Below are 25,562 nucleotides of genomic sequence, written 5' to 3'. Positions count from 1 at the left end.
GTTATCGGTTACCGCTCAGCAGAGCGTCACTTCGTCGCCGGGGTGACGAAGATCGTCGCGGAGGTGTTGTCCTTCGCGGCCTTCTTGACGGTGAGCGACACGCCGTAGTTCACGCCTGCGTCACCGGGGTTGCCGGTGCCCAGCACGATCGCGCCGCCGCCCAGGGTGGTGCCGTAGAACTCCGGCGCCGGGCTGCCGTCCGGGTGGGTGACCCGGGTGGTGTACGGCGCGTTGTTGCGCGACGGAACGACCACCGACGCGTCGTTGTCCCGGGCGTACGCGGCCCCGTCGCGCATCTCGATGCCCGGGTACCACGTCTTGGCATCGGTGAAGGCCTTCACCGGCGCCTGCGCCTTGAACTTGGTGCAGTACGCGCTGTACGGCTCGTCCGGCGCTTCCAGGCACTCCGTGAAGGGGTACGTCTTCTGGAGCGTGAAGGCCGCGTTCGCCGACTGCGGACGGCTGGGCAGGTTGTCCGTCACCGACGGGTCCAGCGCGGCCGCCTCGCCCGTGCGACGGTACGGGTCGAAGTGCGAGTCCACGATCAGCAGCCCGCCCTTGGCGCCGTAGCTCGGCAGGGCGGTCATCTGCCCGGTGACGTGGTTGACGTCGCCGAGCGCGCTGTCCCGGTACCACACGAGCATGCCCGGGGCGTTGTAGGAGATCCGGTCGACCTTCCACGCCTCACGCGAGTAGATGGTGTCGTAGGCGTACTTCAGGCCGTTGTCGAAGCCGTCGAAGTTGCGCCACTCGGCCAGGTAGTACTGCGCGTGCGTCTCGGTGCCGCCGGAGACCTTCCAGCCCGCGCCGGTGGTGTCGACGAAGGTGCCGCCGCTGGTCTCCCAGCCGTTGGCGCCGCCCTCGACGTCGTCACTCCAGGTGGTGGCGCCGCCGCCGGTGACCGAGAAGTCGTCGACGAACCAGTTGCGCTCCTCGAACGCCTCGTCGGTGGCGAGCCGCAGTCGCACCTGGACGGTGGTGCCCGCGTACGCCGACAGGTCGACGTAGTCGTGGCGCCAGCCGTCGGTGCTGCCGGTCAGGCCGTACTTCTTGCCACCGAAGTCGTTCATCCGGCCGTTCGGGTCACCGTAGTTGTCCGGCGTCGTGACGACAGTGCCGCCCTCGGCGTACACCTTCTGCTCGGACCAGGTCGTGCCGCCGTCGGTCGAGAGCTCGACGAAGCCGAAGTCCCAGTCTTCCTCGATGATGTAGTTGTTCCACATCCAGAACTTGGCGTCCGCGGCGTTGGGCACGTCGACCGAGCGGCTCAGCTTGACATCGGCCCAGCTCTGGTCGTTGTTGCTGTGCCACATCTTGGTGCCGCTGTGCGGGATGGCGAACGTGGTGACCTTGTCCGGCAGGTCGACCTTGATGCCGTCCTCGGCGTCGATCGGGGTGCGGGAGGTCTGCCCGAGCTTCACCTCGCGCGGGTTTGAGCCGGGGCGGATGGTCAGCGGGTCGGCCCAGCCGAGCACCCACTTGTCCCAGATGCCCATGTGCGTGGGCAGCGCCTGGAAGATCTCACCCGAGTGCGAACCGGAGGCCATCAGGTCCCAGAAGTCCACGTCGGAGTCGGCGTTGCCGGAGGTGTCGTAGAGGTCCGGCAGGCCGAGGTCGTGACCGAACTCGTGGGCGAAGACGCCGACCCCGGCGTCCTCCGGCTGCACGATGTAGTTCGACACCTTCAGGCTGGTGCCCGGGATGGTGTAGCCACCCGGAACCGAGGAGGAGTGCGCCCAGACGGCGTACACGCCCTGGTCGCCGCCGCCGCTCGACTTGCCCTTGCCGGCGTGCACCAGCACGAGGTGGTCGATCACGCCGTCCGGCTCGAAGAGGTTGCCGTCACCGTCGCGGTCGGCCTGGTCTTCCTTGTCGTAGTCGGCCCACGGGAAGGTGGGGTCCTTCGCGGCGAGCGCGTCGATCGCGTCGGTCGCCAGCCGGCCCGCGCCGGCCGGGTTGTCCGGGTGGCCGTTCATCGACTGCTCCCGGCCGGGCACCCAGTCGCCGTTCTCGTCCTGGGTGCAGCGGTTGGCCGCGTACCAGCCCTCGGAGTGCGGCACGCTGATCCACGGGCTGGCCTGCCCGTCGACCGTGTACGCGTTCTTGGACATCTCCAGGTACATGTTGTGCATCGTGCGACCGGAGATGTCGATGCCCTTCTTGCCGTCCGGGCCCTTGAGGTCCGTGCGGACCCGCTCGGTGATGCCCTTCTTGCTGTACAGCATCTTGTTGTAGTGCGACGGCGAGAAGTCCGGCACCCACATCGAGTTGTTGTCCTCGTGCGCGAGGCGCGACGGGTCCGGGATCTTGTTGTGCTTCGGCCCGTTCTGCACGGTGCCGGGAACGCAGGTCCGGTCCTCGAACACGGTCTTCGGGACCATCACGTCTGTGAAGTCGTCGTTGGCCTTGTCGTTGAACTCGACAAGCAACGTCAGCAGCTTCGCGGTCTGCGTGGTGGGCGCCTGCTTGATCTGGCGCGGGCTCTTGCCCGTCTTGATCGACTTTGCCTCGATCTTGGCCAGCTGCTTGGCGGTGACCGGGTTGCCTCGCGCGTGCTTCTGGTCGAACGCGCGGGCGTCGTTGCCTGCGGGGGTGTAGACGCCGTTCTTACCCTTGACCTCGCGGCCGGCGGTGTCCGGCTGCACCTCGGGCTCGGCGTAGTTGATGTAGTACTCATCCGCGCCGATCACCGCCCGGGGCGTCGGGGACGACGACTGGGCCGCTGCGCTGCCCGTCACGGTCAGTGACGTGGCCGCGAGGGCGATGGCGGGCAGTGCGACGAGTAGTCGTCGTCGCGACCCGGACTGCGGTTTGTGGTTCATGCCGCTCCATTTCTCGGGCATGGGGGGAGGACGCTGGCCCGGCCGACCGTCGATGCGACGACCGTCGAACTGTGCCAACCTGCGTGAACCTAAATCACAACCGGCCGAAAGGACAGAGGTGACCCACCGCTTGGTCCGTTCAGCTTCTTTTTGCTCCCCCGACCGACCGATGTGACAGCAGGGCGACGCTGTCGGCCGTGCCCGTAAGAAATGACTGAGGGTGGCGGTCCGCACGGACCGCCACCCTCCGGTGTGTACGCCTGCCGTCAGTCCTCGTCGGACTTTGCCCCGCTCATCCCCGAGGAGATCAACTCCATCACCGAGGAATCCTGCAACGTGGTCACGTCACCGAGTGACCGGTGCTCCGCGACATCACGCAGCAGCCGGCGCATGATCTTGCCGGAGCGGGTCTTCGGCAGCTCCGGCACCAGCATGATCTGCCGCGGCTTGGCGATCGGCCCGAGCGTCTTCGACACGTGGTTGCGCAGGTCCGCGATCAACTGCTCGCCGGCCTCACCCGCGATGTCGGCGCTGCCGCGCGGGATGGCGAACGCGACGATGGCCTGCCCGGTGGTCGGGTCGGTCGCGCCCACCACCGCCGCCTCGGCCACCGACGGGTGCGACACCAGCGCCGACTCCACCTCGGTGGTCGAGATGTTGTGCCCGGACACCAGCATCACGTCGTCGACCCGGCCGAGCAGCCAGATGTGCCCGTCGTCGTCCTTCTTGGCCCCGTCACCGGCGAAGTACATGCCGTCGAACCGGCTCCAGTAGGTCTCGATGAACCGGTTGTCGTCACCCCAGATGGTGCGCAGCATCGACGGCCACGGCTCACGCAGCACCAGGTAGCCGCCACCGCCGTTCGGCACCGACTGGCCCTGGTCGTCCACCACGTCGGCCACGATGCCCGGCAGTGGGGCCATCGCCGACCCCGGCTTGGTCGCGGTCACGCCCGGCAACGGAGAGATCATGATGGCGCCCGTCTCGGTCTGCCACCAGGTGTCGACGACGGGCAGCGTCCCACCGCCGATGAACTCCCTGTACCACATCCAGGCCTCGGGGTTGATCGGCTCGCCGACGCTGCCGAGCAGCCGCAGCGACGACAGGTCGTGCCCGGCCGGGATGTCCTCGCCCCACTTCATCATCGTGCGAATCAGCGTGGGCGCGGTGTAGAGGATGCTGACCTTGTACTTCTCGACGATGTCCCAGAACCGGCCCTTGTGCGGGGTGTCCGGGGTGCCCTCGTACATCACCTGCGTGGCACCGTTGGAGAGCGGGCCGTACACGATGTAGGAGTGGCCGGTGACCCAGCCGATGTCGGCGGTGCACCAGTAGACGTCCGTCTCCGGCTTGAGGTCGAAGACCGCGTGCGTCGTGTACGACGCCTGGGTCAGGTAGCCGCCGGTGGTGTGCAGGATGCCCTTCGGGCGGGCCGTGGTGCCGCTGGTGTAGAGGATGAACAGCGGGTGCTCGGCGTCGAACGGCTGCGCGGTGTGCTCGGCCGACGCGGTCTCCACCGTCTCGTGCCACCAGCGGTCCTTCGCCGACCAGGCCACGTCCTCGCCGGTACGGCGGACCACCAGCACGTGCTCCACCGACGGGCAGTTCGCCACCGCCTCGTCCACTGTCGGCTTCAGTGCCGACGGCTTGCCCCGCCGGTAGCCGCCGTCGGCGGTGATCACCACCTTGGCGCTGGCGTCCTGGATCCGGTTGCTCAGCGAGTCGGCGGAGAAGCCGCCGAAGACCACGCTGTGCGCCGCGCCGATCCGGGCGCAGGCCAGCATCGCGACCGCCGCCTCCGGGATCATCGGCAGGTAGATCGCCACCCGGTCGCCGGCCGTGACACCCAGGTCGGTGAGCGCGTTCGCCGCCCGACAGGTCAGCTCGTGCAGGTCGGCGTAGGTGATGGTCCGGGTGTCGCCCGGCTCGCCCTCCCAGTGGATCGCGACCTTGTCGCCCCGGCCCGCCTCGACGTGCCGGTCCAGGCAGTTGTACGCCACGTTGAGCTGCCCACCGACGAACCACTTCGCGAACGGCGGGTTCGACCAGTCGAGCACCTCGTCCCACTTCTTCGACCAGGCCAGCCGGTCGGCCTGCTTCGCCCAGAACGCGAGGCGGTCGGAGTCGGCCTCCGCGTACGCGTCGACTGTGACGTTGGCGTGCGCGGCGAGTTCGGCCGGCGGGGGGAACTGGCGCGTCTCGTTCAGCAGATTTGCCAATGCCTCGCTCATGCCGTGACTCCTCGTCCTCGGGTGACCTGCGTCTCGCTGGCCACGAGGGTAGTCGCGGGTCAGCAAGCCGGCGACCGCCGCCCACCCCGGTCGCGCCGAGCGGCCCCCGCCGCGCGCCCGACGGCCTGTCGCCGCCCACTGGACCGGCCCGGGGCCGGCGCCCGGAGCCCCTCGGGGGCACCGTCGGGGGCCGGCGGGTGTCTCGGGTGGGGTGGTCCCTGTCGCGTTGCGCCCGGGGGCCACCCGCCGGGTCGGGCCGGGTCGCTAGCGTGACGGGGTGACCACCGACCCGCTCGCGCCCCTGCTCGCGCTCGCCGACATCGCCGCCGCCGTCGAGCGCGCCCGCGAGCGGTTCGACCAGGCGCTCGGGCACCGGGCGCTGCGCCGGCACGGCGGGCAGGTAGCGGCCGAGGTGAGCCTCCGCTCGGCGGTGGCCAGCGCCGCCCTTGAGGGGGCCGGACACGACCGCGAGGCGGTCCGCGCCGGCACTGTCACCGATCGCGTGCTCCAGGGGGCGCTGCGGGTCGCCGGGGCGCTGCCCGGCCTGAGCGAACTCTGGCCGAAGGCACCCCGGCAGGCGCTCGCGAAACTGCACGTGCTCGCCGCCCGGGACGTGGTGCCGGAGGCCGAGTTGGGTCGCCCGGTGGCCGATCCGGTGGTCGCCGCCCGGCTGGACGGGCTGGCCGGGCTGGTTGCCGGCGGCAGCACCGTCTCGCCGCTTGTGCTCGCCGCAGTGGTCCACTGTGAGTTGCTGAACCTGCGCCCGTTCGCCGGACCGTCCGGCCTGGTGGCCCGTGGTGCCGCCCGGCTGGTGCTGCTCGCCAGCGGTCTCGACCCGCGGGGGCTGCTCGCCGTCGACGTCGGGCACCGCGAGCGGGAGCCCGAGTACGTCGGCTCGGCCAGCGCCTTCGCCACCGGCACCCCGGACGGGTTGCGCTCGTGGCTGCGCCACTACATGGCGGCGGTGGAGGTCGGCGCCGACCAGCTCACCGCCATCGGCGACGAGATCCTCGCCGCCGGCTGAGCCGCTGTCACTCCCGCCGTACCGCGCGGTTGACCTTGGCTTGCAGCGCTCGGCGGGCGATCGGCCCGAGGTCGTCGACGATCTCCAGCAGCAGCGCGAGCTGGTCGAGGGCGGCCATCGCCCGGGCGGCGCCCGCCTCGTCCACCCCCTCGTAGAGCTCCAGCCCGATGAACGCGGCCGAGACCGCGCGGGCCAGGCCCGGCACGTCGGCCACCTCGGCGAACGGTGAGCCGGCGAGCAGTCTGCGCAGGACCGACTCGATCTCGTCCACCCAGAGCTGGAGCGCCGCAGCCGTCGGTGCGGCCATCCGCTTGTCCGCCTGTGCCCCCGCCAGCATCTGGGCCAGGAAGTTGACGTTGCCGAGCTGGCGTTCCTCGTCGTGCAGCTCCCGCCCGACGGCGAGCAGATCGCGTAGCGACCCGGTCGAGGTCAACCGCGCCGACCAGTGCCGGACCCGCTCGACAGTGCCGTGCCGGCAGGCCGCCGCGAGCAGGTCGTCGACAGTGCCGAAGTGGTAGAAGACGAGCGCCTGGTTCACCCCGGCGGTGGCGGCGATGGTACGGGCGGAGACGCCGGCGATGCCGTGCTCCCGGATGGCGGCGATGGTGCCGTCGAGGAGGCGCTGTTTGGTGTCGGACATGGCTCTCCTCGCGGGCGGGCCGGGTGCGGCGGTGCGATCATCGCATCGGTGACAAGTTGGGCGAGCCAGGTGGCCCCGGGCAGTCGCAGCGTCCAGCCGACAAACGCCCAGCCGAGGTGGACGTGTTCGAGTCCGCGGGCGACGGCGGCCACCCCCCGTTCGGTATGACCGTCGCCGCCCACGTACTCCGCCCGCCACAGCACGCGCTCGTGTTCCCGGGCGGGTCGGATCCGCAGCCCGGCCGGGTGCCGCCGGGCCAGCATCCGCCAGGTGGCCGCGCACGGCCCGCAGTCGTCGTCCAGCCAGAGCACCGCCGGGGGCCCGGTGGAGTAGGGCCGCCAGCGAGGCCACCAGTCGCGCACCTGAGCCCGGTACGCCCGCCAGGAGTCGCCGTACCGCGCTCGTAGGTCGTGGTGCTCGTGCGGCCCGGCCACCGCCGCTCCGAACGCTCCCGCCGACACCGCCGCCAGGGCCAGGGTGACGCTCCGGGTGACCCCGGCGGTGAGCAGCAGCATCGCCACCGCGGTGAGCTGCATCGGGTTGGCGAGGTAGGCGTACGGGCCGGTGGTGACCAGCCGACGCGGCGGGTCCCACGGGTACGGCGTGCCGCCGCCCCGCACGGCGAACTCGGCGACGGCGGCCAGCGCCGGCGTGGCCGTCAGCACGGCCAGCTGCGCCACCACGAGCAGCCTGCCGCGGTCCAGCCCGGTCAGCCCGGCCCACGTCCCGTCGCCCAGTTCGAAGGCCACTGTGGGCAGGAACCAGAGCAGCAGCGCGGCGAAGAGCCCGACCTGGAGCAGCGTCCGCGCGCCCAGGTGCCGGCGGTCGGCGCAGAACCGACCGAGCAGTTGGGCGGGCAGGGCCACCAGGAGCAGCCCGAGCACCTCCCCGACGAGCCAGTGCGGGCCGAGGCGGACCAGCGGGTGCAGCGCCGGCATCGCCACCGCATCGACCCAGAGCAGCAGACCCAGCGCGACCGGCAGCGGCAGCACCCGGCGCAGCAGCACCGGCAGCGCGCCCCAGAGGGCGGCCCAGCCGATCCACAGGTCCACCGGCATCCCCCGGTAGGCGCCGGCGACCGGCGTGAACGCGTACCAGCCGGTCCGGCGGGCGACCTCGTGCAGCGCGGCGATGCCGATCCCGGCCGCGACGAACGCCAGCAGTGCCGCGGCCCGGGAGGTCCGGTCCCGCACCCGGGCACCGACGGCGAGTACGGCGAGCAGCGGCAGCGCCAGGCTCAGCCAGCGGGCGACGGTCACTCCAACGCCAGCATGTCGAGCAGGTGCCCGACCCCGGCACCGAGCAGCACCTGCTGCACCGGCCCGAAGTACCAGGACGGGTCCAGACCCCGGGCGTAGTCGACCTGGATCCGGACCTCGGTGTGCCCGGGGTCGATCGTCCGCCAGGTCAGCTCCGCGTGCCGCCAGGTGAACCAGCGCGCGGTGATGGAGCTGTCCTCGACGAAGCGGAAGCCGACCCGCCCCGGTGCGACGTCGTCCACCTCGGCGAGCAGGTGCCCGCCCGGGCCGTGCGCGCTGCCGTGGTAGCCGAACATCCACCGATCGCCGAGGCTGAGCCCGTCGCCACTTACCTGCCCCGGTGTGGGCACGCCCAGCAGCCGCAGCGGCGCGGAACGGACGGTGGTCGGGTGCGGGCCGGCGGCGAGGCGCTCGGCCACCCGATCGACGGGAAGCCCGACGACCCTTGTCACCTCGACCGTCTGCGCCGGGTCGACCCGGCCGACGATGCCACTGCCTTCCAGGCCGGGCAGGAGCAGCAGCGGCACGGCCGCGAACACGTACGGCCGGTTGGCCTTCTGCAGGGCGCGGATCAGGGCGGTGGTGCCGTGCGCCACCGCGTACACCAGCGGGGCGGCCAGCAGGACGCAGACCGCACCCTCGTGCAGCACCACCGCCGCCAGCAGCAGGGCCACCGTGACGGCCCCGAAGACCCTGCCGTGGGCCGTCTGGCGCGGGGTCAGGGCGAGCGCGGCGGCCAGCAGCACCGGAAGCGCCACGAAGAGCACGGCGCTGTCGGCCCGGCCCTGATCGACCACCCTGATGAAGACGACCACCCCGAAAAGCGTGATCAAGCCGGCCAGGATCCAGTGCGCGGCCGTTCGCTCTGCTGGCGGTTCCTCGTCTTGAGTCACATGACCTCCCGTTTTAAGCAGTCGCTCAAACGGAGCATACGACTACTTGAGCAATCGCTCAACGAGTGATTCGGCGCGATCCGAGCGCGGTGCAGGGGAACGAGGGCCGCACTCACCGCCGCTCCGGGATGCCGGAGCGAGGGGTAGGGAGGAAGGGGCGCGCAGGCCGGACCGGTCAGGCGGTGGCGGCGGCGCGGGTCCGGCGATGCCGGCCATACCAGGCGATACCGATGGCCACGCCCACCCCGACGCCGAGCGCCGCCGCGGCCACCGGAACGGCGGGTCGTTCCCGCAGCCGACGGCCCAGCGGGATCGGGTGCCGGAACTCCAGCACCGGCCAGGCATTCTCCGAAGCCAGCTTGCGCAACTGCCGGTCCGGGTTGACCACACTCGGGTGACCGACACACTCCAACAGCGGTCGATCACTGTACGAATCCGAGTAGGCGTACGAGTCAGCCAGGTCATAACCCCTGGCAGCGGCCAACTCGCCGACCGCCTCGACCTTGCTCGGACCGGCCGCGTAGAACTCGACCTCGCCGCTGTACCGGCCATCCCGAACCGTCATCCGGGTGGCGATCACGTCGGTGACCCCGAGCAACTCGCCGATCGGCCGGACCATCTCCTCGCCGGACGCCGACACCAGCACCACATCGCGGCCAGCGGCCTGGTGCTCCGCGATCAGGACTGCTGCTTCGGCGTACACATAGGGGTTGATCAGCTCATGCAGGGTTTCCGCGACGATCTGGCGGACCTGTTCCACCTGCCAGCCCTTGCAGAGCGCAGCCAGATAGTCCCGTGTTCGGGCCATGGTCTGCTCGTCGGTGCCGCCCAGCCGGAACATCAGCTGCGCGTACGCCGACTTGACCACGTCACGCCGGGTGATCAGCCCGTCCCGGTAGAACGGCCGACCGAACGCCAGGGCGCTCGACTTGGCGATGACGGTCTTGTCCAGATCGAAGAAAGCGGCACTTCGGCCCACGGCGCGAAAGTCTAGCCGGATGGTCTATCGTCGGCGGGTGCCCGGGGTCAGGCCACCCTTCGGACCTGCGGGCTGGCACCAAATATCCCCGCTCTGCGTGATCACGGTCACACTCCGCGAGGAGAATTTCGCAGTGAGTGGGGTCGGCACCACTCGACGTGACGGGCCCGCTCAGGCAGACTTGTCGGTACGACGAGCATTCACATCCCCGAAATAGACAAGACCCTCAGCGGTTGCACCCCCCGTGGCCGCTGAGTGGTTCGGCTCGACCCCCCCGGAGCCGAACCTTCGACGACCCCCGTCTCCCCCCGACGGGGGTCGTCCCTTTGCGGGGAGCGCTCCCGGACTGGTGACGGCGTGCCTGCGGCAACGTACTCACCGCCGAATACAAGCAAGCGCTAGCAATGATGAGCGGCGGAAATGCGCTCGAAGGCATCCGGATTCTGGAAGCAATGCACGATGCGGCTGCGGCGCAGAAAGTGACGCCTCTGCTGAGAATGGTTCGAGGTGACCAAGAGGGCTGGGCGCCTTAGCTAGTCCCGTTGGTCTCCGGGAGTGGTGGATCCGTCTGCGGGACACGGAAGCCACACGTTCTGGCCGCCATGTCTGGCGTGGGTTTTAGTGGCACTGACCGAAGCGGCGAGAACGCAGCGAATCGGCCGCCAGGCGCTGACGACGGACGGCATGGGCCAGTATGTTTCACCTGCTCAACGGCACCAGGCAGCAATGGCTGACACGCAGCAGTTCCGTGCTGGCGTTCGGGAGGGAGGGGCCAAACTCCGCCCGGAGTCAGCCGGCGAGATGTGCCCTCGATAGGAGCATCGGAGAGCCCTGTCGATATCCGAACGGCCGATGCGGGAAGTCGCGCCTACGGATTGTTCAGGGAATCGAGGTTCACGTGCTCGCCAAACGGTTCGATCGATCCATCCCAACCATTCCAACCCTGTTGGGTGATCTGCCCGTTGGCGTAGGTGTATGACCAGCGGGCACCATCCTCGCCCTCGATGTCGACGGTTCCCGAGCGAACGAACGGCGCGATCGCCACGTAGAAGGCGGTGGCCTGGTTCGACCATTTTGGGTCGCCCGCGTCGTCGAACCCGAACTCGAGCCAGTCTCCGTCGCGGATGATCGAGGCGCTGGCCTCGTCCGCCAGGTCGGTAACCGTGCCAACCGGCGGAACCGTGTCCGGGTTGTACCAACCAACTCGTTCGGCCATGGCGGCCTGGGCGGCGGCGGCCGCGGCGGCATCGTCCGACTCCGGGAGGTGCACGCGACCTGAAGGGTTTACTGCGTATCCCACGACGGGGATCCTACAACGATCGATGCCCACCACGGTGGGGGAGTGGGTTCGTCCAGGCCGCGCGCCAGGAGGCCGACCGCGACCGCTGGAACATCGCACGTGACCCGCGCCGTCGACCGACCAACTTGCCTGACCGTCGACAGTGGGACCGCTCCCGGGAGAAGCGGTCCCGTTGCCGAGCAACTCGTGGCGAGGCGGACCGGCCGAGCGCGTAGCAGATCAACTGTCGCCGCGGGCGTTGTCCACAGCCCGCCTGGTTGTCCACAGGTCGGCGCGGTCGGGCAGCTTGCCGGGCGGTTTCCGAGCATGGTCGGCGGCATACCAGAGCCCGACCGCTGGAGGCCGCGATGCCATCCCGTACCTCGGTTCCGCCGACCCGCCGGCTTCCGCTGGTGGTCACCGGCGATGACGAACTGCTCGATGACCTGCTCCGACTCGCCGCCGCCGGCGGGACCGAGGTGGACCTGGCCCGCGACCCGGCCGCCGCCCGTACCCGCTGGCAGCCCGCTCCGCTGGTGCTGCTCGGCGCCGACCAGGCGCAGTCGTGTCTGCGTGCCCGGTTACCGCAGCGGTCCCGGCTGGTGCTTGTCGGCCGCGTCGGCCAGCTCGACCCCGGCTGGCAGGTCGCCGAGCTGATCGGGGCCGAGCACGTCGCCATGCTGCCCACCGCGGAGCCGTGGCTGGTGGATCGGTTCGCCGAGCAGGGTCCGGACCGCCCGGACGACGTCGGCGCCCGGATCGTCGCGGTGCTCGGCGGCCGAGGTGGTGCCGGGGCGAGTGTGCTCGCTGGCGGCCTCGCCGTGACCGCCGCCCGGGCCCGGCTGCGCACGCTGCTTGTCGACGCGGACCCGCTCGGGGGTGGCCTCGACCTGGTGCTCGGCTGGGAGCAGTTGGAGGGGCTGCGCTGGCCGTCGCTCACCGGCGCCGACGGGCGGGTGGACGCCCCGGCGTTGGTGCGGGCCCTGCCCAACCGGGGGGACCTGGTGGTGCTCTCCTGGGACCGCGGCGAGATGTTGGCGCTGCCAGCGGCGGCGATGGCGGCGACCGTCGACGCCGCCCGGCGGGGTCGGGACTTCGTGGTGGCCGACGTGCCACGGCAGTTGGACGACGCCGCAGTTGTCGCGTTGCAGGCGGCGGACCAGGCGTTCGTCGTCGTCCCCGCCGAGTTGCGTGCCACAGCGGCGGCCGCTCGGGTGGTGGCCGCGGCCGCCCCGCACTGCGCCGCGCTCTCGGTGGTGGTGCGCGGGCCCGCCCCGGGACGACTACGTGCCACCGAGGTGGCGCGGGCACTAGGGCTGCCGTTGGCAGGCACGTTGCGCCCCGAGCCGGGGCTGTGCCGCGGGCTGGAACGGGGCGAGGCGCCAGCCGCCGCGGGAAAAGGCCCGCTGGCCGCGCTCTGCCAGCGGATCGTCGCCGACCTGACAGGCGTCCCGGCGACGGGTGCGGCATGACCGGCCGGTCGCAGGACGGCACCCTCGCCGCCCGAGTGCGGCAGCGGATCGCCGCGGCCACCACCCCGGTCACGGCGGCGTCGATCGTCTCCGCGGTACGGGCCGAACCAACCACTGCGGTGCTCGGCGACAACGCCGTGCTGCGGATAGCCGACCGGGTGCACGACGATCTCGTCGGTGCCGGGCCGTTGGCCCCACTGCTCGTCGACCCGGAGGTCACCGACGTCCTCGTCAACGGGACCCGCGTGTGGGTGGATCGTGGTTCGGGGTTGCAACAGGTCGCGGTGCCGTTCGGCTCGATCGAGGACGTTCGCCGGTTGGCGCAGCGTCTGATCGCCAGCGCCGGCCGGCGGCTCGACGACGGCTCCCCGTACGCGGACGCCCGGCTCCCCGACGGCACCCGACTGCACGCCGTGCTGCCGCCGGTGGCGACCGAGGGCCCCTACCTGTCCCTGCGGACCTTCCGACACCGGCCGTTCAGCCTTGACGAACTGGTCCGCCACGGGACCGTGCCGCGACCGGTGGCACCGCTGCTCGCCGCCGTCGTGGCCGCCCGCCTGGCGTACCTGGTCACCGGGGGCACCGGCTCGGGCAAGACGACACTGCTCAACACGCTGTTGGGGATGGTGCCAGCCACCGAGCGGATCGTGCTCGTGGAAGACGCGGCCGAGCTGCGTCCGGGGCATCCGCACGTGGTCGGGCTTCAGGCGCGTACCGCCAATGTGGAGGGATCGGGCGCGGTCAGCCTCGGCGACCTGGTCCGGCAGGCGTTGCGGATGCGCCCGGACCGCCTGGTGGTGGGGGAGTGCCGGGGCGGCGAGGTGGTCGATCTGCTCGCGGCGCTCAACACCGGCCACGACGGTGGCGCCGGCACCTTGCACGCCAACTCCCCGTCCGACGTGCCGGCCAGACTGGAGGCCCTGGGCATGCTGGGTGGGCTGCCGCGCGCCGCGCTGCACGCCCAGGTGGCCGCCGCGTTGCAGGTGCTGTTCCAGGTGCGCCGTGGTGACCGGGGACGTGTCCTGGAGTCGGTCTGCCTGCTGCTGCCCGACGGGCCGGAACGGTTGGTGACAGTGGTGCCCGCCTGGGTACGCGGCGGGGGTCTCGGGTTGGCCGCCCGCACGTTGGGGGCGTTGCTCCGGGAGCGCGGGGTGGCGGTGCCGCCGATCCTCAGCGAACCGTGGCCCGGGTCGGCAGGTCCGGCATGACCGGCGCCACGATGCTGGTGGCAGCACTGTTGCTGGTCGCCGCGGCCCTGGTGGCGTGGCCGGTACGCAGCATCCGGGCCCGCCGGCGTCGGGTGTTGACGACGGCTCGGGGGAGCGGGGGCGGCGATCCCGACGAGGCCCTGGTGGAGTGGGTCCGGGAACTCGGCCGTACGCCGGACGGGCTGGTCGACGGGCCTGGCGACTCACCGACGCCGGGTGGCCCGGTCGCTGTTTCGACCCTGACGCGGACCACGGCGGACTGGACTGGGAGGTCGACCGCGCTCGGCTGGCCCAGCCGGGAGGCCACCGGCGGCGCGGGCGGGCCTGGGGCCAGGGGCGGATCGGTGCGTTATGCCCGTCCGGTAGGCCCGACACGCCCGCCGACCCGTCGGGACCCCCGACGTCCGGCCGGGAGCACCGGGCAGGAGGCCCGGGTCCCGGACGTCGCTGGACAGGGTGGCACATCCGTGGCCGCGATGACGATCTGCGGCGGCGATGAGGCGGTGGACCGTCGCGACGACGCTTCGGACGCGCTGCTGACCGCCAGGTGTGCCGACCTGGCAACCGATCCGGGCGACCGATCCGGAGCGGCCACGGCTGAGGGCCGTGCAGGTGTCGTGCACCGGGCCGACCAGCTCGTCGGATCGACCGATGCCCCGACCGTGGGTGCGTGGCGGCGGATTCCACCGTCGTCGACGCGGGTCCTGCCGCTGGTGGGGATGCTGGCAGCTGGTGCCGGTGCGGTGCTCGGCGGCCCGGTCGCAGCGGTCGCGTCTGGCGGGTACGCCGTACTTGCCGCACGGGCGATGGTGCGCTGGCGTGTGAACCGGGGTGCCGAGCGTCGAAGGCGACGTGGGCTGGACCAACTGTGTGGCCTTGCGGCCGACCTCCGGGCCGGCCTGCCCGTGCCGCACGCGATCGAGGCCGCCACCGACGGGCGGGACGGGTCCGACCGGCTGCGTCAGCTGACGGCGGCCGCGGTGCGGCTGGCCGATCGGACCGGCGCGCCACTCGCGGAACTCGTCGAGCGGATCGAGGCCGACGCGCGGGCGACCGACAGAGGGCTGGCCGCCGCGGCGGCCCAGGCGGCCGGCGCCCGGGCCACGGCCTGGTTGTTGGCCGCGTTGCCGGTGGGCGGGATCGGGCTGGGGTACGGGATCGGCGTCGACCCGGTGGCGGTGCTGCTGCACAGCGGTGTCGGCGGTGTCTGTGCCGTCGTCGCGGTCGCCTTGCAGGTCGTGGGCCTTCTCTGGACGGAGCGGCTGGGCGCGGCGCCGGGGCGGGCCGGATGATGTCGCGGAGTCCAACGAGCCCACGCGGACCAGCCGGTGGGCGGCGGCCGGACGCGATCCGCCTCGCCGCAGCGCTGGGCGGGCTGGCCGTGGCCGTGGTCGCCGAGGGTTGGCTGGGGCTGCTCGGTGCGGTCCCGACCGCGGTGCTGCTTGATTTTCTCCTGCGCCGGATCGAGTCACCGGGCGTGCGCAAGCGGCGGCTTCAGGAAGCCGCCGACCTGCCGCTCGCTGTCGACCTGCTGGCCGCCGCGATGCGGGCGGGCGCTCCGGTGGATCGCTCGGTGCTGGCCGTCGCCGAGGCTCTGGACGGACCACTCGCCGTGCGGCTGGCCCGGGCCGGCCGCACGATGCTGCTCGGCGGTGGTCCGGCGGAGGCGTGGTCCGCGCTGGACGCGGTGCCCGGTGCTGAGCGGTTGACCGCTGCGGCGTTGCGCTCGTCGAACAGCGGCGCAGCCCTGGCCGGTGCACTGACCCGGCTCGCCGACGACCTACGTGCCGACCGGGCGACCGCTGCCGAGGCGTCAGCCCGTCGGGCGGGTGTGCTCATCGTCCTGCCGCTGGGGCTCTGCTTCCTGCCGGCGTTCATTCTCGCCGGCCTGGTGCCGGTGATCGTCGCCGTTCTCGGCGACGTGCTCTGACCCATCGAGAAGGGAAACAGTAATGCGCAAACTCATCGCCCGCCTGCGTGGCGACGCCGGAATGAACACGGCGGAGTACGCCGTCGGCACACTCGCGGCGGTTGCCTTCGCCGGGATCCTGTTGAAGGTGCTGACCTCCGGCAACGTTCAGTCGGCGCTGACCGCCGTCATCGACCGGGCGCTGAAGTGATCGGGCGCCGGCAGGCTGGCCCCGATCGGAGGCGCGGCGATCCCGGGCGAGCGCGCGGCGGGCGCAGAACCCGCACCGTCGGGTGGGTCGCCGACGGCGAACGCGGGTCGTTCACCGCCGAACTGGCGGCTGGCCTGCCGGCGCTGCTCCTGCTCCTGCTGGCTGGACTCGCCGCCGTCAATGCCGTGAGTGCCCAGGCCGGCTGCCTGCACGCGGCCCGGGAAGCGGCGCTGGCCACCGCCCGTGGCGCGGACGGCGGAGCCGAAGGTGAGCGCGCGGCACCCCCGGGGGCGGAGGTGTCGGTGTCCGTGGACGGCAACCGGGTGCGGACGACGGTACGCGCGCCCGTCCGGGCGCTTGGCGGCCGGCTTCCCCGGATCACAGTGGTCGCCACCGCGGTCGCGGCGGTGGAACCTGGCGTTGCTGAGCGGAGTTGAGATGCGACGGACTCTCGGCCCGGACTCCGAACGGCTCGACGACGCCCCGCCGGACGCGCAGCGCGGCGGGGCAACCATCCTGGTGCTGGCGACCGGGCTGGTCTTTCTGCTGGTCGGCACGTTCGGCGCCGCCATCGCCGCGACTTGGTTGGCGGGTCAGCGGGCGGCGGTGGCAGCCGATCTTGGCGCGCTGGCGGGAGCCGCCCACCCGTTCGACGGCGAGGCGACGGCCTGCGCGTTCGCTGCCGACATCGCCAGCCGCAACGCCGGCCGGACGGTCGGCTGTCGCCTTGACGGACTGGACGTGCTGGTGACGGTCGAGGTGGTGTTCACCCCACTCCCCGGACTGACCCGGGTCGCCACATCGACGGCCCGCGCCGGACCGGTACGCGGTTGACCGACATCATCAGGGTCTACTCGGGGTCGATGCCAAGCATTCGGCGGACCCGCCGGAAGATCGCCGGGTCGGGGCCGAGCATTCCGTGGGCACGCCGGAAGATCGCCGGGTCGGGCGCGCGGCTGGGCGGCTGCTGCCGTCCACACAGGGCTCGCGCCAGGTGTCGGGTCGGCGGGGCCGGCCGCTCGACGAACCGGCGAACGTCGCGGTATCCGCCGACAGCCTGCTGGCCGGGACCAGGCTGAGGCCTCGTCCCGGTCAGCGGCCGGGCAGTGGGTGAGCCGAAGGTGTCAGCGAGCCTGGAGCGCGTCGAGGGCGACGGCCATGGCGATGACCAGGCGACGGTCGATCTGGGGGTGCTGCACCTCGACGATGTACTTGTCCCGCAGCCCCCACTTCTTGACCACGGTGAAGACCGGCTGGCCGCCGGCGGTGAAGTCGAAGTGGTACGGCAGCCACGACAGCGAGTCGACAAACCGGCGTAGCAGTGCCACCGGCATGCTGCGTTCCTGGCCGGTGACCTGCGGCAGGCCGGCCTGCTCGACGTGCCACGTCGACCGGAGCAGGGACTGGGCGAAGTCCTTGCGGAACAAACCGATCGCGTTGCCGGCCGCGTCGGTGACGTCGTACGTGGCGCCGAGGTCGATGCGCTGGCGGGCCTTGAAGCCGAGCAGGGGCTGCTGCTTCGAGTCGTCTGTGTAGATCGTCACCTGTTCCTTGAAGGCGAGGCGCTTCTGCTGCGCGAACGCGATCAGCTCACCCTCGGTGCCGTCCGGGGCGACCGTCCGGACCTCGTACTGGTTGACCATCATGCGCAGTCGCTGACGGACATAGAACTGCTGCTGGTTCTGCAAATTGTCGAACTGCATCTGAGCTCCTCAGGGGTTTGGTCCGCCGGAGTCTCGCACAGCCCAACAACTGTCGTGCTCCCCTGCCATCGGCGATCGCAAGACGCTGGGTAGCCGTCGGCGGGTGTCAGAGGACCAGCAGGGGGGATGGATCAGCGCCCGTCGGTGGTGGTCGCGGCGCGCAGCGCCCAGGTGTTGAAGACCTGGTGGATGACGCGCAGCCGTTCGTTGATCTGCTCCAGCCGTTCGGCCTGAGCCAGGTTGGCCAGCGCGGAACCGAGCGCGATCTGCTGGTCGAGGGTGAGTTGATCCTGGTCGATGCTGTAGAGCAGGTCGACGGTCTCGGCGATGGTGTCGGCCACGGCTTCTCCTCGGGCACGGCGGGGCAATCAGCAAGAGAGAGATCGATGGAAGCGCTCCCACACATTGTGCCCAGTGTCAGGCCGGTTCATGCAACCGCTCATTCGGGCAGGTTCGCCAGCACCACGTCGAGCACCCGGATCGCGTCCGGCTTGGAGAGGGGGTTGTTGCCGTTGCCGCACTTCGGCGACTGCACGCAGGACGGGCAACCGGTCTCGCAACCGCACTCGGCGATCGCGTCCCGAGTGGCCCGCAACCACGCCGACGCCGTCCCGTACGCCCGCTCGGCGAAACCCGCGCCACCCGGGTGCCCGTCGTAGACGAACACGGTAGGCGCCTCGGTGTCCGGGTGTACGGCTGTGGAGAGCCCACCGATGTCCCACCTGTCGCAGGTGGCCATCAGCGGCAGCAGACCGATCGCGGCGTGTTCGGCGGCATGCAGCGCACCAGGCACGTCGGCGGGCTGGACCCCGGCAAGAGCCAACGACTGCGGCGACAGGGTGAACCAGACCGCCACCGTCCGCAGTTCCCGGGTGGGCAGGTCGAGTGGTCGGGTGTCGATCACCTCGCCGGTGGCGATTCGTCGCCGCTGGTAGGACACGACCTGACTGGTCACGTCCACCTCGCCGAGGAACATGCCGACCGGCCCGGCGTCCACGTAGGAACGTACCGACACCACTGACAGGTCGGTGACGTCGCGGGCGTGGGTGGACCAGTCCGGCTCCTCGGCGTGCACGAGTGCGCAGCCGTCGGCGAGGTCGAGGTCATCGACCACGTACGAGACGCCCTGGTGCAGGTAGACCGCGCCACGGTGCAGCAGGAAGTGCGCGGAGCTGCCGTCGACAGTGCCGAGCAGCCGGCCGGTCGACGACTCCACAACGCAGACCGGGGCGCCACCCTCTCCGCGCAGGTCCACCTCGGGCCGCTCGCGATGCCGCCAGTACCAGCCGGTGGGCCGCTGCCGCAGCGCCCCGGCCTCCACCAGCTGGTCAACGGCCTCCTTCGCGCCGTCACCGAAGAGCACCAGGTCGGCCGGGGTGAGTGGCGCCTCGACGGCGGCGCAGGCGAGCTGCGGCGCCAGCACGTACGGGTTTGCCGGGTCGAGCACCGTCGCCTCCACCGGGGCACCGAAGATCGCCTCCGGGTGGTGCACCAGGTAGGTGTCGAGTGGGTCGTCCCGGGCCACCAGCACGGCGAGGGCTTCCTGTCCGGAACGCCCGGCGCGGCCCGCCTGCTGCCACAGTGACGCCCGGGTGCCCGGGTAGCCGCAGATCAGCACCGCGTCCAGCCCGACCAGGTCCACGCCCAGCTCAAGCGCGTTTGTGGAGGCCAGGCCGAGCAGGTCGCCGTGCAGCAGCGCCCGCTCCAGCTCCCGTCGCTCCTCGCGCAGGTAGCCGCCCCGGTAGGCGGCCACCCGGTCGCCGAGCCCCGGCACCGCGTCGTCGAGCGACCGGCGCGCGTTTGCCGCCACGACCTCGGCGCCCTTGCGGGAGCGGACGAACGCGAGGGTGCGTACCCCCTCGGCGACCGTGTCGGCGAGCAGGTCGGCGGTCTCGCGCAGCGCCGACCGGCGGACCTGCCGAAGGTCGTCGTGGTCGCCGGTGGCCTGCGGGGGTGCGGGCGGCGCGATGCCGTCGCCGGTGGCCGGTGGGGGCACCGGAGGTGTGGAGGCAGGGGGTGCGGAGCCCGGCTCGGGTGGCAGCAGCGGCGGCTCCCAGAGCGCGAAGGTCACCCCGCCGCGCGGCGACGCGTCCTCGGTGACCGCCGTCACCGGCAGGCCGGTAAGCCGTCCGGCCGCGGTCGCCGGGTCGCCGGAGGTCGCCGAGGCGAGGACGAAGACCGGGGTGGCCCCGAACCGGGCGCACTGCCTGCGGAGCCGACGCAGTACGTGCGCCACGTGCGAGCCGAACACGCCACGGTAGGTGTGGCACTCGTCGATCACCACGTACGCGAGGCGGCGCAGGAAACCGGACCACTGGGCGTGGCCGGGCAGGATGCCGTGGTGCAGCATGTCGGGGTTTGTCAGCACGAACCGGGAGTGCCGGCGGACCCACTCCCGTTCGGCGCGCGGAGTGTCCCCGTCGTAGCAGGCGGGGCGTACCCCTGGCAGTTCCAGCGCGGCGACGACCCGCAGCTGGTCGGCGGAGAGCGCCTTCGTCGGTGCCAGGTAGAGCACTGTGGCCCGGGGGTCGGCGAGCAGGGTGGCAAGCGCCGGGAGCTGGTACGCCAGTGACTTGCCGGACGCGGTGCCGGTGGCGACGATCACGTGTTGACCCTCGTGCGCCAGGTCGGCCGCCGCGGCCTGGTGCTGCCAGGGTGCTGCCACTCCGCGGCTGGTGAACGCCGCGCGCAGTTCCTCCGGTGCCCACGACGGCCAGGGGGCGGGCACCCCGGCGCGGGCCGGCACCCGCTCGACGTGGGTGACCGGATCGCCGACGCCCCGGGCCCGGAGCCGGCGCAGCAGGTCGGCCGGCGCTGGCCCAGGGCCGCGAGCAGCGGATACGGTGGCCGCGGGCGACGACTCCGGGTCATGGGGCGGCGGGTGGTGCGCCGCGCCGAAGTCGTTGGAGGTCACGCCCTGCACTCTCGCACTGGTGTTCGGAGATGAAAAGTCGGGCCGGGGGGTAAGGGGAAGCCTCCGCTGGCGTCCGCAGGCCGCACCGGCGGTAGTGGTTAGATGCCCACGAGAGTTTACGGCTCTGGCGAGGAGGACCGATGGAGCTGTCGCTGGCGACCCGCACCGAGGGTGAGCACACGGTGCTCGAGGTCGGTGGTGAGGTGGACGTCTACACCGCGCCCCGGCTCCGCGAACGACTCCTCGAGTTGATCGACGGTGGCGCCCGGCACGTGGTCGTCGATCTCGACCGGGTGGATTTCCTCGACTCCACCGGTTTGGGCGTGCTGGTCGGCGCGCTCAAGCGGCTCCGCTCGGCCGGCGGCTCGTTCGCCCTGGTCTGTGACAAGGAACCGCTGCTCAAGATCTTCCGGATCACCGCACTGGACCAGGTGTTCCCGTTGCACCCGACGGTCGACGCGGCGATCAGCGCCGACCCGGCGGGCGCCGGCGCGTGATGGCGACCGTCAAGCTCTCGTTCTCCCCCGCTCCGGTGCACGTGCGCACCGCCCGGCTGGTCGGTGTCGCCGTCGCGCGGCGGGCCGGGGTCCGGGAGGACCTGCTGGACGAGGTACGCCTGGCCATCGGTGAGGCATGCACCCGTGCGGTGGCACTGCACCGGCAGTACGGCCTGGCCGACCCGGTGCTCGTGGAGATGTCCGACGGTGGTTCGTACGCGGTGCGGGTGGTGGACCGGGCGCCGATCGAGGCTGGCATCGGCCTGACCGCGCTGCCCCCGGACGAGTTGGCGAACGAGTCGCTCACCGATGAGGCGCTGACCACCGGCGTCGGGTTCGCGCTGCTCGCCGGTTTCGTCGAGGACCTCCAGGTGCGCCCGGTCGACGAGGGCATCGGCACCGAGGTACGGATGGTGTGGCCGGTCGGCCGCTGAACCGAATCGTTTCGTGGGCCGCATCCCGGTGGGGGTGCGGCCCTTTCGTTCATGGACCGTGCCCTATATCAGATTTGGATTCATAACACAGCGACGAAGATCATCGCGACACGGTGGCACCTGCGTGTGACCTCCAACACTGTGGAGGGCTACAGTACCCGGGTTGTCAGCAAGTGATCCATCCCGCAGCCAGCGGGTATGGGTGGTCATCGCTGGTCCGCTGGGGTTGGCGCTCGCTTGCGAAGTCCGCATCCAGGCGTCGGTCGGTGCGTCTCCACTCACCGGCGCGAGTGTTCGGTAACAGGAGGACACAGATGTCCGAGACCTTGGCCGCCGACGGCGGCGGGCTTTCCCTTACCGGAAGCAATGTCACCTACGTCGTCATCGCCGCGGTTGTCGCGCTGGTGGCGCTCGGTTTCGCTGCCGCCCTGACGAAAACGGTGCTGGCCGCCGGCAAGGGCACCACCAACATGCAGGAGATCTCGGGGGCGGTCCAGGAGGGCGCCTCGGCCTACCTGCTCCGTCAGTTCCGCACCCTGGCGATCTTCGTCGTCATCGCCGTGGTGCTGCTCTTCCTGCTGCCGGTGCACGACACCGACGGCAGTGAGGTAGCGGTGAAGCTCGGCCGCTCCCTCTTCTTCGTGGTGGGCGCCCTGTTCAGCGCATTCATCGGCGGAGCGGGCATGTGGTTGGCCACCCGCGCCAACCTGCGCGTCGCCGCCGCCGCGAGGGAACGGGAAGGTGGCCGCGAGGCGGCCATGAAGATCGCCTTCCGGACCGGTGGCGTCGTCGGCTTCTTCACCGTCGGCCTCGGCCTCTTCGGTGCCGCGCTCGTCGTCCTGGTCTACCGGGGTGACGCGCCGACAGTGCTGGAGGGCTTCGGCTTCGGCGCCGCGCTGCTCGCGATGTTCATGCGGGTCGGCGGCGGCATCTTCACCAAGGCCGCCGACGTCGGCGCCGACCTGGTCGGCAAGGTCGAGCAGGGCATCCCCGAGGACGACCCGCGCAACGCCGCCACCATCGCCGACAACGTGGGCGACAACGTCGGTGACTGCGCCGGCATGGCCGCCGACCTGTTCGAGTCGTACGCGGTGACGCTTGTCGCGGCGCTGATCCTCGGCCGCGCCGCGTTCGGCGAGGAGGGCCTGGTCTTCCCGCTGATCATCTCCACCATCGGCGTGCTGATCGCGATCGTCGGTGTCTTCATCACCCGGTTGCGCGCCTCCGACCGTAACGCCCTGAGCGCGATCAACCGGGCCTTCTACATCTCGGCGGTGCTCTCCGCGGTGCTGGTGGCGATCGCCGCCTACGCCTACCTCCCGGCGACGTTCGACGAGTTCGACGGCGGGCTCACCGACGCGCCCGGCAACCCTCGACTGGTAGCCATCGGCGCGGTGGTGATCGGCATCGTGCTGGCCGCCGCGATCCAGGCGCTTACCGGCTACTTCACCGAAACCAACAGGCGACCGGTGCAGGACATCGGCAAGAGTTCGCAGACCGGCGCGGCGACCGTGATCCTGGCCGGCATCAGCATCGGCCTGGAGTCGGCCGTCTACTCGGCGCTGCTCATCGGCGCCGGTGTCTTCGGCGCGTTCCTGCTCGGCGGCAGCTCCATCACGCTGTCGCTGTTCGCGGTGGCGCTGGCCGGCACCGGCCTGCTCACCACTGTCGGCGTGATCGTCGCGATGGACACCTTCGGGCCGATCTCCGACAACGCCCAGGGCATCGCCGAGATGTCCGGCGACATCGACGAGCACGGCGCCCGGACGCTCACCGAGCTGGACGCGGTCGGCAACACCACCAAGGCGATCACCAAGGGCATCGCGATCGCCACGGCGGTGCTCGCCGCGACCGCGCTGTTCGGCTCGTACACCGACTCGCTGAAGGCCGCGTACGGGGACGCGAAGGTGGGCAACGTCGAGGCGGAGATCCTCAACGCGCTCAACGTGGCGAACCCGCGCAACCTGGTCGGTCTGATCATCGGCGCGGCGGTGGTCTTCCTCTTCTCCGGGTTGGCCATCAACGCGGTGTCCCGCTCCGCCGGCGCCGTCGTGATGGAGGTCCGCCGGCAGTTCCGTGAGCTGCCCGGCATCATGGACCGCACCCAGCGCCCGGAGTACGGCAAGGTCGTCGACATCTGCACCCGGGACGCCCAGCGCGAGCTGATGACCCCCGGCCTGCTGGCCATCCTGGCGCCGATCGCTGTCGGCTTCGGCCTCGGGCCCGGCGCGCTCGCCGCGTACCTGGCCGGGGCGATCGGGGCGGGCACCCTGATGGCGGTCTTCCTGGCCAACTCCGGTGGCGCGTGGGACAACGCCAAGAAGCTTGTCGAGGACGGCGCGTACGGCGGCAAGGGCTCCGAGTCGCACGCCGCGACGGTCATCGGCGACACCGTCGGTGACCCGTTCAAGGACACCGCCGGCCCGGCGATCAACCCGCTGATCAAGGTGATGAACCTGGTCTCGCTGCTGATCGCGCCCGCCGTGGTGGCGTACAGCGTCGGCGATGACCGCAACGTCGGCGTGCGGGTCGGCATCGCGCTGGTCGCGACGCTGATCATCGTGGCGTCTGTGGTGTTCAGCAAGCGTAAGGGCATCGCGATGTCCGACTCCGACGCCGATGGCAGCACCGGCGCGGGCAGCACCGACCACCGGCCGGAGACGGTCAACGCCTGACCCGGCACCGGCACCGGGTCCCCGGTCGACGTCAGCGTCGACCGGGGACCCGGGCCGTCCGGCCCGGTGCCACACCTGCCCAAAGGCCGTACGCTGCAACGCATGCGTACGTGCCGGGCGTCTGCCGCCGGAAAGCTCACGGTGGTCCTGGCCACGATCGTCGTCGTCCTCGCCGGCTGCGGCGGTGGCCCCAGTCCACGGGCCTGGGCGGCTTCGGTGTGCGGCGCGCTCACCCCGTGGCGCTCCGAGATCAGCAAGCTGACCAGCAGCACGGACGAGCAGATGACCGCGCAGACCACGCCGGCGCAGGCCAAGGAGAACCTGGTGCGGCTCTTCGGTGGGGCGGAGCAGGCAAGTGAGGCAGCGCGCCGCAAGGTGGAACGGGCGGGTGTGCCGGAGACCGACAACGGCGAGGCCATCTCCGCCGGCTTCCGCAGCTCACTTGAGAAGATGCGGGACGCCTACGGTCGCGCCCGGGACACCATCGACGGGCTGGGCACCGGCGAGCCGACCGCCTTCTACGACGGCGTGCGGGCCGCGGTGGCGACCCTCAACACGGAGTACGACGCCAGCGCCCTGGACACCAGCAAGCTCAACTCCGAGGAGCTGAAAAAAGCCTTCGACGAGGTGCCGGAGTGTCACTGAGCGGGCTCGACGACACTCCGGCGGAGCCACTCGCGCTGTTTCCCGCCCCGGAGTCCGACGCGCCCGCACCGGCGCGGCGACGCGCCGTCCCAGCTCAGTCCGGCCGGCCGCAGCCGGAGCCGATCCAGGCCGCCGAGGCGGGTCGGCAACTTGTCTTCTTCGGGGCGGAGGCGGCCGAGCCTGCGGTCGCCGACCTGGCCGGGCTGCTAGCCGGGCCGGGCGAGGTGGTCCGGATGGGTGGCACCGCCCGGCTCTCGGTGCAGGTGGACGCCGCGTGGCGGGTGCACGTGCTCGTCGCCGAGTTGGCGGCGCGCGGGCTGGCGGCGAGCTGGGAGCCGACCGAGGGGGAGCGACACGCCGTGCGGACGTCGTACACCCGGGTGTTGAAGCCACTCGCGGCCGGCTGGCTGCACGGTACGGCGAAACGCCCGCCCGTCACCTTTCACCTGACCGGCCGGCGGCTGCGGCTGTGGCTCGCCGCCGCCGGGACGCCGGAGCCGCCCGATGGCTTCCTGTTGCGCCTCGGCCCGGACGACCGGGAGTGCTGGGAGCGGATCGGGGTCGCGCTCGCCGCGGCCGGGCTCGCTGGCACGCTGCTCGACCCCCACGACGGTGGTCCCGCGTTCCGGATCACCGGTCGCCGTCGACTCTCCCGGCTCGCCGAGCTGGTCGGCGCACCCCCACCAGCAACCCCACCCCAATCCTGGCCAACCTAACCCCCACCCCCACCCCCCCCCCCCACCCCCCCCCCCCCCCCCCCCACCCCC

At 71.5% G+C, this 25,562-nt stretch carries 23 protein-coding genes; 13 read left to right on the top strand and 10 right to left on the bottom strand.

What is annotated here, in order from left to right; genetic code table 11:
* Positions 1–26: 26 nt before the first annotated feature.
* Together AB0B85_RS07390 and acs are read right to left on the bottom strand one after the other, a co-directional pair.
* On the bottom strand, positions 27–2,822 hold the full coding sequence (locus tag AB0B85_RS07390) for an immune inhibitor A domain-containing protein (RefSeq protein WP_357404579.1): 2,796 nt from the start codon (positions 2,820–2,822) through the stop codon (positions 27–29).
* A 266-nt stretch (positions 2,823–3,088) separates the two neighbouring features.
* Positions 3,089–5,053 carry an acetate--CoA ligase gene (acs, locus tag AB0B85_RS07385; protein ID WP_357404577.1) on the bottom strand — a complete coding sequence of 655 codons (1,965 nt, stop codon included), beginning with the start codon at positions 5,051–5,053 and terminating at the stop codon, positions 3,089–3,091.
* Positions 5,054–5,330: 277 nt separating this feature from the next.
* Between acs and AB0B85_RS07380 the strand changes: the two genes are divergently transcribed.
* Entirely contained in the window at positions 5,331–6,077 is a 747-nt protein-coding gene (locus AB0B85_RS07380) for an oxidoreductase (protein ID WP_357404575.1), read from the top strand.
* A gap of 7 nt (positions 6,078–6,084) precedes the next feature.
* Here AB0B85_RS07380 and AB0B85_RS07375 read toward each other — a convergent pair whose 3' ends face one another.
* The 5 genes from AB0B85_RS07375 to AB0B85_RS07355 form a co-directional block, all read right to left on the bottom strand.
* A complete protein-coding gene (locus AB0B85_RS07375; RefSeq protein ID WP_357404573.1) occupies positions 6,085–6,717 on the bottom strand; it encodes a TetR/AcrR family transcriptional regulator in 633 nt (210 codons plus the stop codon).
* Complete coding sequence (locus tag AB0B85_RS07370; protein ID WP_357404572.1) at positions 6,612–7,976, bottom strand: isoprenylcysteine carboxylmethyltransferase family protein; 1,365 nt, start codon at positions 7,974–7,976, stop codon at positions 6,612–6,614. The genes AB0B85_RS07375 and AB0B85_RS07370 overlap by 106 nt, the downstream gene beginning before the upstream one ends.
* Complete coding sequence (locus tag AB0B85_RS07365; protein ID WP_357404570.1) at positions 7,973–8,869, bottom strand: hypothetical protein; 897 nt, start codon at positions 8,867–8,869, stop codon at positions 7,973–7,975. Before AB0B85_RS07365 ends, AB0B85_RS07370 begins: the two co-directional genes overlap by 4 nt.
* Before the next feature lie 175 nt (positions 8,870–9,044).
* Positions 9,045–9,848: an HAD-IB family hydrolase gene (locus AB0B85_RS07360; RefSeq protein ID WP_357404568.1), complete on the bottom strand. Its 804-nt coding sequence runs from the start codon at positions 9,846–9,848 to the stop codon at positions 9,045–9,047.
* Between the two features lie 868 nt (positions 9,849–10,716).
* Positions 10,717–11,148, bottom strand: coding sequence for a hypothetical protein (locus AB0B85_RS07355; RefSeq protein WP_357404566.1), 432 nt, complete (start codon positions 11,146–11,148; stop codon positions 10,717–10,719).
* 347 nt (positions 11,149–11,495) lie between these two features.
* Between AB0B85_RS07355 and ssd the strand changes: the two genes are divergently transcribed.
* The 7 genes from ssd to AB0B85_RS07320 all read left to right on the top strand — a co-directional run bounded on the left by ssd (position 11,496) and on the right by AB0B85_RS07320 (position 16,761).
* Entirely contained in the window at positions 11,496–12,599 is a 1,104-nt protein-coding gene (ssd, locus tag AB0B85_RS07350) for a septum site-determining protein Ssd (RefSeq protein ID WP_357404564.1), read from the top strand.
* Positions 12,596–13,807 carry a TadA family conjugal transfer-associated ATPase gene (locus AB0B85_RS07345; protein WP_357404562.1) on the top strand — a complete coding sequence of 404 codons (1,212 nt, stop codon included), beginning with the start codon at positions 12,596–12,598 and terminating at the stop codon, positions 13,805–13,807. Before ssd ends, AB0B85_RS07345 begins: the two co-directional genes overlap by 4 nt.
* Positions 13,804–15,099: a hypothetical protein gene (locus tag AB0B85_RS07340; protein WP_357404560.1), complete on the top strand. Its 1,296-nt coding sequence runs from the start codon at positions 13,804–13,806 to the stop codon at positions 15,097–15,099. The genes AB0B85_RS07345 and AB0B85_RS07340 overlap by 4 nt, the downstream gene beginning before the upstream one ends.
* Positions 15,099–15,737, top strand: coding sequence for a type II secretion system F family protein (locus AB0B85_RS07335; protein ID WP_357404558.1), 639 nt, complete (start codon positions 15,099–15,101; stop codon positions 15,735–15,737). The genes AB0B85_RS07340 and AB0B85_RS07335 overlap by 1 nt, the downstream gene beginning before the upstream one ends.
* Positions 15,738–15,759: 22 nt before the next feature.
* Complete coding sequence (locus AB0B85_RS07330) at positions 15,760–15,927, top strand: DUF4244 domain-containing protein (protein WP_081883916.1); 168 nt, start codon at positions 15,760–15,762, stop codon at positions 15,925–15,927.
* Between the two features lie 122 nt (positions 15,928–16,049).
* The gene (locus AB0B85_RS07325; RefSeq protein WP_357404913.1) at positions 16,050–16,364 is read left to right on the top strand and encodes a TadE family type IV pilus minor pilin; all 315 of its coding nucleotides are present in this window, start codon (positions 16,050–16,052) and stop codon (positions 16,362–16,364) included.
* Between the two features lies 1 nt (position 16,365).
* Entirely contained in the window at positions 16,366–16,761 is a 396-nt protein-coding gene (locus tag AB0B85_RS07320) for an Rv3654c family TadE-like protein (RefSeq protein ID WP_357404556.1), read from the top strand.
* 290 nt (positions 16,762–17,051) lie between these two features.
* On the opposite strand, the gene AB0B85_RS07315 is transcribed toward AB0B85_RS07320, so the two are convergent.
* The 3 genes from AB0B85_RS07315 to AB0B85_RS07305 form a co-directional block, all read right to left on the bottom strand.
* Positions 17,052–17,630 carry a hypothetical protein gene (locus AB0B85_RS07315; protein ID WP_357404554.1) on the bottom strand — a complete coding sequence of 193 codons (579 nt, stop codon included), beginning with the start codon at positions 17,628–17,630 and terminating at the stop codon, positions 17,052–17,054.
* A 131-nt stretch (positions 17,631–17,761) separates the two neighbouring features.
* Positions 17,762–17,971 (bottom strand): hypothetical protein, encoded by a 210-nt coding sequence (locus AB0B85_RS07310; RefSeq protein WP_357404552.1) that lies wholly within the window; start codon positions 17,969–17,971, stop codon positions 17,762–17,764.
* A 98-nt stretch (positions 17,972–18,069) separates the two neighbouring features.
* Positions 18,070–20,433 (bottom strand): DEAD/DEAH box helicase, encoded by a 2,364-nt coding sequence (locus AB0B85_RS07305; RefSeq protein ID WP_357404911.1) that lies wholly within the window; start codon positions 20,431–20,433, stop codon positions 18,070–18,072.
* A 251-nt stretch (positions 20,434–20,684) separates the two neighbouring features.
* Here AB0B85_RS07305 and AB0B85_RS07300 point away from each other — a divergent pair, with 251 nt between their 5' ends.
* The 5 genes from AB0B85_RS07300 (at position 20,685) to AB0B85_RS07280 (ending at position 25,511) form a co-directional block, all read left to right on the top strand.
* Positions 20,685–21,041: an STAS domain-containing protein gene (locus AB0B85_RS07300; RefSeq protein WP_357404550.1), complete on the top strand. Its 357-nt coding sequence runs from the start codon at positions 20,685–20,687 to the stop codon at positions 21,039–21,041.
* Positions 21,038–21,475: an ATP-binding protein gene (locus AB0B85_RS07295; RefSeq protein WP_030334228.1), complete on the top strand. Its 438-nt coding sequence runs from the start codon at positions 21,038–21,040 to the stop codon at positions 21,473–21,475. The genes AB0B85_RS07300 and AB0B85_RS07295 overlap by 4 nt, the downstream gene beginning before the upstream one ends.
* 314 nt (positions 21,476–21,789) lie before the next feature.
* Positions 21,790–24,150: a sodium-translocating pyrophosphatase gene (locus AB0B85_RS07290; RefSeq protein WP_357404548.1), complete on the top strand. Its 2,361-nt coding sequence runs from the start codon at positions 21,790–21,792 to the stop codon at positions 24,148–24,150.
* A gap of 102 nt (positions 24,151–24,252) precedes the next feature.
* The gene (locus AB0B85_RS07285) at positions 24,253–24,795 is read left to right on the top strand and encodes a hypothetical protein (protein WP_357404546.1); all 543 of its coding nucleotides are present in this window, start codon (positions 24,253–24,255) and stop codon (positions 24,793–24,795) included.
* A complete protein-coding gene (locus tag AB0B85_RS07280) occupies positions 24,786–25,511 on the top strand; it encodes a hypothetical protein (protein ID WP_357404544.1) in 726 nt (241 codons plus the stop codon). The genes AB0B85_RS07285 and AB0B85_RS07280 overlap by 10 nt, the downstream gene beginning before the upstream one ends.
* The last annotated feature ends 51 nt before the right edge of the window (positions 25,512–25,562 follow it).

The organism is Micromonospora sp. NPDC049044 (assembly GCF_040649215.1).
Lineage (GTDB): Bacteria > Actinomycetota > Actinomycetes > Mycobacteriales > Micromonosporaceae > Micromonospora.
The sequence above is the reverse complement of the archived record's forward strand: the minus strand, read 5'-3'. Positions and strand labels throughout refer to the sequence as shown.

Coding starts and splice junctions, on each gene's coding strand:
- AB0B85_RS07290 (WP_357404548.1), top strand. CDS start 21,790: ATGTCCGAGACCTTGGCCGCCGACGGCGGCGGGCTTTCCCTTACCGGA.
- AB0B85_RS07335 (WP_357404558.1), top strand. CDS start 15,099: ATGTCGCGGAGTCCAACGAGCCCACGCGGACCAGCCGGTGGGCGGCGG.
- AB0B85_RS07390 (WP_357404579.1), bottom strand. CDS start 2,822: ATGAACCACAAACCGCAGTCCGGGTCGCGACGACGACTACTCGTCGCA.
- AB0B85_RS07375 (WP_357404573.1), bottom strand. CDS start 6,717: ATGTCCGACACCAAACAGCGCCTCCTCGACGGCACCATCGCCGCCATC.
- AB0B85_RS07340 (WP_357404560.1), top strand. CDS start 13,804: ATGACCGGCGCCACGATGCTGGTGGCAGCACTGTTGCTGGTCGCCGCG.
- AB0B85_RS07320 (WP_357404556.1), top strand. CDS start 16,366: ATGCGACGGACTCTCGGCCCGGACTCCGAACGGCTCGACGACGCCCCG.
- AB0B85_RS07330 (WP_081883916.1), top strand. CDS start 15,760: ATGCGCAAACTCATCGCCCGCCTGCGTGGCGACGCCGGAATGAACACG.
- AB0B85_RS07345 (WP_357404562.1), top strand. CDS start 12,596: ATGACCGGCCGGTCGCAGGACGGCACCCTCGCCGCCCGAGTGCGGCAG.
- AB0B85_RS07300 (WP_357404550.1), top strand. CDS start 20,685: ATGGAGCTGTCGCTGGCGACCCGCACCGAGGGTGAGCACACGGTGCTC.
- AB0B85_RS07315 (WP_357404554.1), bottom strand. CDS start 17,630: ATGCAGTTCGACAATTTGCAGAACCAGCAGCAGTTCTATGTCCGTCAG.
- ssd (WP_357404564.1), top strand. CDS start 11,496: ATGCCATCCCGTACCTCGGTTCCGCCGACCCGCCGGCTTCCGCTGGTG.
- AB0B85_RS07285 (WP_357404546.1), top strand. CDS start 24,253: ATGCGTACGTGCCGGGCGTCTGCCGCCGGAAAGCTCACGGTGGTCCTG.
- acs (WP_357404577.1), bottom strand. CDS start 5,053: ATGAGCGAGGCATTGGCAAATCTGCTGAACGAGACGCGCCAGTTCCCC.